Genomic DNA, 6,566 nt, shown 5'->3' with positions numbered 1-6,566 from the left:
TGGGCCAGAGTAGAAAGGTGGATGGCAGCTTTGCTCCCACTCGTGCTTCAAGCACCGCGGACTCGCAGCTTGCCATCCACCCCTCTCACCCCAGAGTTTATTCCCTAACTCAGACACAAGCGGGCTTGCCCGCGATGGCGGTGGGTCTGGCGCCGGCTACTACACCTATATCCTCGACTTGCGGTAATCTGCGCAACACGCACAAACCCGCATACCCAGGCATAAACATGCAAATCGAACACTCCTTGGCTGAACTGCCGCCCCTGCGCCGGCAAAAAATCCTGTTGATTCTTGAACGCGACGGCAAGGTCATGGCGTCGGACTTGAGCCAGCACTTCGCGGTGTCGGAAGACACCATTCGCCGCGATCTTGCCGAGTTAGCGGCGGCCGGCCTGGTGCAGCGGGTGCATGGCGGCGCGTTGCCACGGCCCCGGGACACCGGCAAGGATTATTACCAGCGGATCAGCGAAACCGACGAAGTGAAGACCCAACTCGCGCAATTGGCCGCGCGCCAAGTGCGGGATGGGCAGATTGTGATCTTCGATTCCGGCACCACCACGTTGCAGATCGCCCGCGCCTTGCCGGCGGGCATCAACCTGACGGCGATCACCGCGTCGCCGATGATCGCCGTGACCCTGGCCGAGCATCCCGGCGTGCGGGTGATCCTCGCCGGTGGGCAACTGAACCCGGCGACCATGGCCTCCAGCGGCCACGAGACCGTCCGGCTGATCGAAAGCATCAAGGCGGATTTGCTGTTCACCGGGGTCTGCGCGATCCATCCCGAGGTCGGCATCAGTTCGCTGCATTTTGACGAGGTGCCGGTGAAACAGGCGATGCTCGTCAGCGCGTCTCACGTGATCGCGGTGACCACCGCTGACAAGTTCGGCGCGGTGGAGCCGTTCGTAGTCGCGCCCTGTTCGCGCCTGCATACACTGATTACCGAACGTCAGGTCACCACCGGCAGCCTCGAGGATTACCAGCGGTTGGGCATCGAAATCCTGCAGCCGTCGCTATAGCACGGGCACCCGCGATCCGTTGCGGGTCTCGGGCCGGCAGGCGCGCGGCGTCCTGCGTCGGCGGCAGGCCGAACGCGCGGCTGTAAAGCGGCATTCAAGGGTGGGGTGGCTGCGCAGGGTTTCGCGCAGGTTCGGAGCGATATCAACTGCCGTCCAGGGTCCGCCGCACTTTATCGAGCAGTTCGCTGATCTGGAACGGCTTGACCAGCATGTCCATGCCCGCGCCGAGGAACACCTGGCGATTGAGGGCGTTTTCCGCGTAGCCAGTCATGAACAGGATCGGCAAGGCCTCGCGCCAGCCCCGGGCGACATCGGCCAGTTCGCGGCCGCTCATGCGTGGCAGGCCGACGTCGGTCAGCATCAGGTCGATACTCGGGTCGTTCTGCAAGCGCTCCATGGCGGTTTCGATGTCTTCGGCCTGAGTGCAACGGTAGCCGGCATCCACCAGTACCTCGGCGACAAACATCCGCACCGACGGCATGTCCTCGACGATGAGCACATGTTCACCGGCGCCCTGCTGATCCACCGTGACCGGATCCGGTTCAGCCGGGCTCGGGTCCGTGGTGGCCGGCAGCATGATGGTCACTTCGGTGCCACGGCTGGCGACGCTGCGGATGTGCGCATCGCCGCCGGACTGGCGGGCAAATCCATAAATGGTCGACAGCCCTAGCCCGGTGCCCTGGCCCAGGGGTTTGGTGGTGAAGAACGGGTCGAACACCTTGTCGATCACACTGTGCTCGATGCCGGTGCCGTCGTCGCGCACCGCCAGCGCCACATAGGCGCCGTCTTCCAGCTTCGGGTCGCCGTGGGAATAGGCCGCGTAGGTGCTGACCCAGATGTTGCCGCCCTTGGGCAGCGCATCCCGGGCGTTGATCACCAGATTGAGTACTGCGCTTTCCAGCTGGATCGGGTCGACCAGCGCCATCGCCGATTTGCTGGTCAGTTCCAGCTTCAGCGCGATCCGTTCGCCGATGGTTCGGCGCAGCAATTCTTCCAGCGAACGCACGTGGTTGTTGATGTCCACCGGCCGGGTATCCAGCGGTTGTTGGCGGGCAAATGCCAACAAGCGATGGGTCAGGGACGCCGCGCTCATGGCCGAATTCAGCGCCGACTCGGTGTAGAACTGGACCTTGTCGATGCGTGAATCGGCAATGCGTTTCTGGATCAGTTCAAGGCTGGTGATGATCCCGGTCAGCAGGTTGTTGAAGTCGTGAGCGATGCCGCCGGTGAGCTTGCCCAGAGCGTCCATTTTTTGCACTTGCAGCAGTTGTGCCTCGGTGCGGGCACGCTCGGCCATTTCCCGTGCCAATTGGCTCGTCGCGTCATCCAGTTGCGCCAGGTGCGAGCGCTCGCGGTGGCGGTGTTCCGTCACGTCCTCGACGAACACCAGGCTCAACTCCGGCGTGCGGTAAGGCGAAATCTGCCATTCGGTCTCGCGAATTTCGCCGGCGACCCGCAAGTTAAGCGTGCCTTTCCAGCGTTCCTCGGCGGCCAGGCGCACGCGCAATTCGTCGACGACCGCGCACTGGTCGTCAGCAAAACACTTGGAGAGGGTTTGCGAATGCAGGTCGGCCTGGATCAGTTGCGAAAACGCGTGGTTGCATTCATGCACCTTGAGTTGCGCATCGATCACCGCAATCGGTGCCGAGACGTTGCTGAAGATCTCGCGAAAGCGTGCCTCGCTCTCACGCAGGGCGTTTTCCGTGTCGCGCACCCGCAGCAGGGTGCGCAGGGTCGCCAGCAGCACGTCCGGGTCGACCGGATGAATCAGGTAGGCGTCGGCCCCGGCGTTGAGACCCGTAATGATGTCGCCGGTCTGGATCGACGCCGCCGACACATGAATCACCGGCAGCAACGCCGTGGCGGGGTCGGAGCGCAATTTGCGCACGATGTCGAAGCCGCTCATGTCCGGCAGATTGACGTCGAGGATCAGCGCGTCCAGCACTTCGCTGTCGATCAGCGCCAGGCCATCGGTGCCGGTGCCCGCCTCGAGGACGACGTAGTCGTGATTCTCCAACCGCCGCCGCAGGGCGTACCGGGTGGCGACGTTGTCGTCGACGATCAACAAACGGATTTCACGTTTCATCGGTGGGCTCCCCGGCGATCGCCAGCGGGATGATCACGAAAAAGGTCGAGCCAACGCCCGGGGTGCTCTCGACGCCCACCTCGCCACCCAACAGTGCGGCGAAGCGTTTGCACAGCGAAAGTCCCAGGCCCGTGCCGCGCAAGCGTTTCTGTAACGGCGAGTCGACTTGCGAAAAGTCCTCAAACAATGCGCCATGCAGCTCAGGAGCGATACCGATTCCGGTGTCGGTGACTGCAAACCGCACAAATTCGTTATCTTCCAGGCGGGCCGAAACCCGCACTTCGCCACGGGTGGTGAACTTCAGCGAGTTGGAAATAAAGTTGCGCAGGATCTGCGCGAGCTTCTTGTCATCGGTGAACAACCGCGGCAAACCCACCGGTTCTTCGAAGATCAGGTCCACCGCCGAGGCGTCGACGATCGGCCGGAACATCCCGCGCAGGGCGGCGAACAGGTCGAACATGTCGAACCAGGCCGGCGAGATACTGATGCGCCCGGCTTCGATCTTCGCCAGGTCGAGCAGGTCGTCGACCATGTCGCTCAACTCCCGCGCCGCGCCGCGCACGAACGCCACTTGCTTGTGCTGCTCGGGGCTCAACGGGCCGTCGAGTTCATCGGCCAGCAGGCTGGCAATGCTCAGGATCGAGCCCAGCGGCGTGCGGAATTCGTGGCTCATGTACGACAGAAAGCGGCTTTTCAGGTCCGACGCTTCGCGCAGTTGCTCGGCCTGCATATCCAGCTCGGCATACAGCGCCAGCACGCCCTGATTGGTTTCATCCAGTTCGGCGCGCAAGGCGTCGGCTTCGCCCTGCAAGTGTTCGATCAAGGCGTTCTGATCAGTCATCGACAGTCTCCAACGCAACCACCGCCACCGTGATGTCATCCCTGCCGCGCGCGAAGTCGCGATTGAGCAGCGCCGCGATCACGGCCGGGTGACGGTGCACCAGACCGGGATAATCCTTGAGGTTCCATCTCGATTGCAGGCCATCGCTGTACATGATCAATAGCTGTCCGTTCACGTGAGCATAGTCAAAAGGCTGGGCCCGGCGATATTGGCCGCCGACGATCCCCGGATGGGACGCCAGGCCGCGCGAACCTTCGGGTGTTATCAGGCAGGCACCGATGTTACCGATGCCGACGAAATTAAGCGCGCCGCTGTGGTTATTGAAGCGGGCCATGGCGAGGGCACCGCCGCGGCTGCCGTTCATCGCTACATGGATGTCTTCGAGCAACAACTGAGGGTCATTGAACGGTGCTCGGGCGAATTCGACTTCGCCAGCACGAGCGCCGCGCTCGGCGTCTTCGCCGTGGCCGAGGCCGTCAATCACCAGCAGGCTCAAGTTCGGGCCCGAGATCGATAGATGCCAGACATCGCCGCAGGCCGGGTCATTGTGCAGCGAATGCTGGCTGACGCCGAAGCGCAGGTCCGTGGCCTTGCTGCCCTTGGGGTACAGCCGCGCCAATAAAATCGCGCCGCGGGAATCGGCATAGACGTCGAACACCTCGGCCAGGCGACCGATCGCGCCGAGGCCGATGCCTTGGGTGCCGCGGGTCGAGTAACCGTCGGCCAGGCAGTCCTGCAAGTCGAAACCCTGAGCGCGGTCCACCGCCAGGATTTCGATGCCATTGGCGCTGCCGCCCGGCACCACCCGCAGGTGCAACTCACCGCGCTCGGCGTGCTTGAGGATATTGCTCGCCAGTTCGGTGACCACCAGCGCCACGCGGCCGGCGTCGGTGTCGTTGAAGCCGATGTCTTGCGCCAGCTTCTGCGCGACCCGGCGGGCGTAGCCGATCTGGCTGCTGTCTTCGACGGTCAGCACCTGGGTCATCGACCCTCTAAGGTTCACGTCCATCGAGTGATCGTCACGCGTGTCCCCTCGCCGGGCGCGGTGTCGAGTTCGAATTCTTCCACCAGGCGCCGGGCGCCGGTCAAGCCAAGGCCAAGCCCGCCGCCGGAGGTCCAGCCGTCGGTCAACGCCAGCTTCAGGTCGGGAATGCCCGGGCCTTCGTCGCGGAAGGTCAGGCGCAGGCCGACCCGGCCGCCGTCTTCGAGGATCTGCCAGTCCATGTCGCCGCCACCGCCATAGACCATGGTATTGCGCGCCAGCTCGCTGACCGCGGTGACCATTTTCGTCAGGTCGATCAGGCGCATGCCGCACTCGGTGGCCAGTTTGCGCGCGGTCTGGCGCGCCAGGACCACGTCCTGCTCAATCGCGATGGGTTGGCTGCCGCTGCTGCGCACGTTCATTGTTCACGTACTCGGTCCTGCAGCAGTTTCATCCCACGCTCGACGTTCAACGCCGTGCTCACGCCAGGCAAGGTCAGGCCCAGTTCCACCAGGGTAATGGCCACGGCCGGCTGCATGCCGACCAGCACGGTTTGTGCGTCCATGATTTTCGACAGGCCGGAAATGGTGTCGATCATCCGCCCGATGAACGAGTCGACCATGTCCAGCGCCGAGATATCGATCAGCACGCCACGGGCCGAAGTGCGGCTGATGCGTTCGGACAGGTCGTCCTGCAAGGTCAGCGCGAGCTGGTCATACATGTCGACCTGGATGGTGACGAGCAGAAGATCGCCCATCTGCAAAATAGGGATGCGGTCCATCGGCTTATACCGCCTTGGTGACGTTCAAACCCAGACGGGTCAGGGCCAGTTTCAGCGCGTCAGCCAGGTTGGCTTTGGTCACCACGCCTTGCAGGTCGAGGCCCAGGTGCACAATGGTCTGGGCGATTTGCGGACGCACACCGCTGATGATGCAGTCGGCGCCCATCAGGCGGATCGCGGTCACGGTTTTCAGCAAGTGCTGGGCGACCAGGGTATCGACGGTCGGCACGCCGGTGATGTCGATGATGGCGATTTCCGAACCGGTGTCGACGATGCGCTGCAACAACGACTCCATCACCACTTGGGTGCGTTGCGAATCGAGGGTGCCGATCATCGGCAGGGCCAGTACGCCGTCCCACAACTTGACCACTGGGGTCGACAGTTCCAGCAGTTCTTCCTGCTGACGCTTGATCACCGATTCGCGGGATTTCTGGAAGGTGCGGATGGTGTGCATGCCCAGCGCGTCGAGCAGCTCGGAGATTTCCCACAGTTGCTCGGCGAGGGTCGCCGGATTGTCTTTGTATTCACGCTGCAGCAAGTTGAACAGCGGGCCTTTGAGGGCAAAGATGAAATTGGCGGTCTGGTGCGAGTCCTGGCCGAGCAGGGCGCGACTGTGCGAGAGCTTTTCCAGGAACTGGCGAATCTCGTCCCAACCGGCGGCGGCGATGTTCTGACCGCTGTCGCGTTCCAGCCCGTTGACGATCAGGCTGAGGAATTCGCTGGTCTGTTGTTTGAGGTCTTGCTCCTTGAGGTTACGCGTGGCACCGCTGGCTTCGAGGCCGTCGATCCAGTCGTTCAGCAATTGGTTTTGTTGCGAGCGGATCGCGCTGAGGGTGCTGGTTTGCAGTGTTGCCATGTCC

The 6,566-nt window shown here is 63.0% G+C and carries 7 protein-coding genes; 1 reads left to right on the top strand and 6 read right to left on the bottom strand.

Annotated features, from left to right (window positions below):
* Positions 1-227: 227 nt before the first annotated feature.
* Positions 228-1,016: a DeoR/GlpR family DNA-binding transcription regulator gene (locus tag RG836_RS14390; protein WP_310846533.1), complete on the top strand. Its 789-nt coding sequence runs from the start codon at positions 228-230 to the stop codon at positions 1,014-1,016.
* A gap of 142 nt (positions 1,017-1,158) precedes the next feature.
* On the opposite strand, the gene RG836_RS14385 is transcribed toward RG836_RS14390, so the two are convergent.
* The 6 genes from RG836_RS14385 to RG836_RS14360 are packed head-to-tail and all read right to left on the bottom strand — an operon-like array spanning position 1,159 to position 6,562.
* Positions 1,159-3,102 carry a response regulator gene (locus RG836_RS14385; RefSeq protein WP_310846532.1) on the bottom strand — a complete coding sequence of 648 codons (1,944 nt, stop codon included), beginning with the start codon at positions 3,100-3,102 and terminating at the stop codon, positions 1,159-1,161.
* On the bottom strand, positions 3,092-3,943 hold the full coding sequence (locus RG836_RS14380) for a sensor histidine kinase (RefSeq protein WP_310846529.1): 852 nt from the start codon (positions 3,941-3,943) through the stop codon (positions 3,092-3,094). The genes RG836_RS14385 and RG836_RS14380 overlap by 11 nt, the downstream gene beginning before the upstream one ends.
* Positions 3,936-4,952 (bottom strand): ATP-binding protein, encoded by a 1,017-nt coding sequence (locus RG836_RS14375; RefSeq protein WP_310846527.1) that lies wholly within the window; start codon positions 4,950-4,952, stop codon positions 3,936-3,938. Before RG836_RS14375 ends, RG836_RS14380 begins: the two co-directional genes overlap by 8 nt.
* Entirely contained in the window at positions 4,943-5,347 is a 405-nt protein-coding gene (locus RG836_RS14370; protein ID WP_310846525.1) for an anti-sigma regulatory factor, read from the bottom strand. The genes RG836_RS14375 and RG836_RS14370 overlap by 10 nt, the downstream gene beginning before the upstream one ends.
* Complete coding sequence (locus RG836_RS14365; RefSeq protein ID WP_310846522.1) at positions 5,344-5,706, bottom strand: STAS domain-containing protein; 363 nt, start codon at positions 5,704-5,706, stop codon at positions 5,344-5,346. Before RG836_RS14365 ends, RG836_RS14370 begins: the two co-directional genes overlap by 4 nt.
* A 4-nt stretch (positions 5,707-5,710) precedes the next feature.
* Positions 5,711-6,562, bottom strand: a complete 852-nt coding sequence (locus RG836_RS14360; protein WP_310846520.1) for an STAS domain-containing protein — start codon at positions 6,560-6,562, stop codon at positions 5,711-5,713.
* Positions 6,563-6,566 lie beyond the last annotated feature (4 nt).

Origin of the sequence: Pseudomonas rhizozeae (genome assembly GCF_031583775.1) — a bacterium.
Classification (GTDB): Bacteria; Pseudomonadota; Gammaproteobacteria; order Pseudomonadales; family Pseudomonadaceae; genus Aquipseudomonas.
This window is presented reverse-complemented; position numbering and strand designations above follow the sequence as displayed.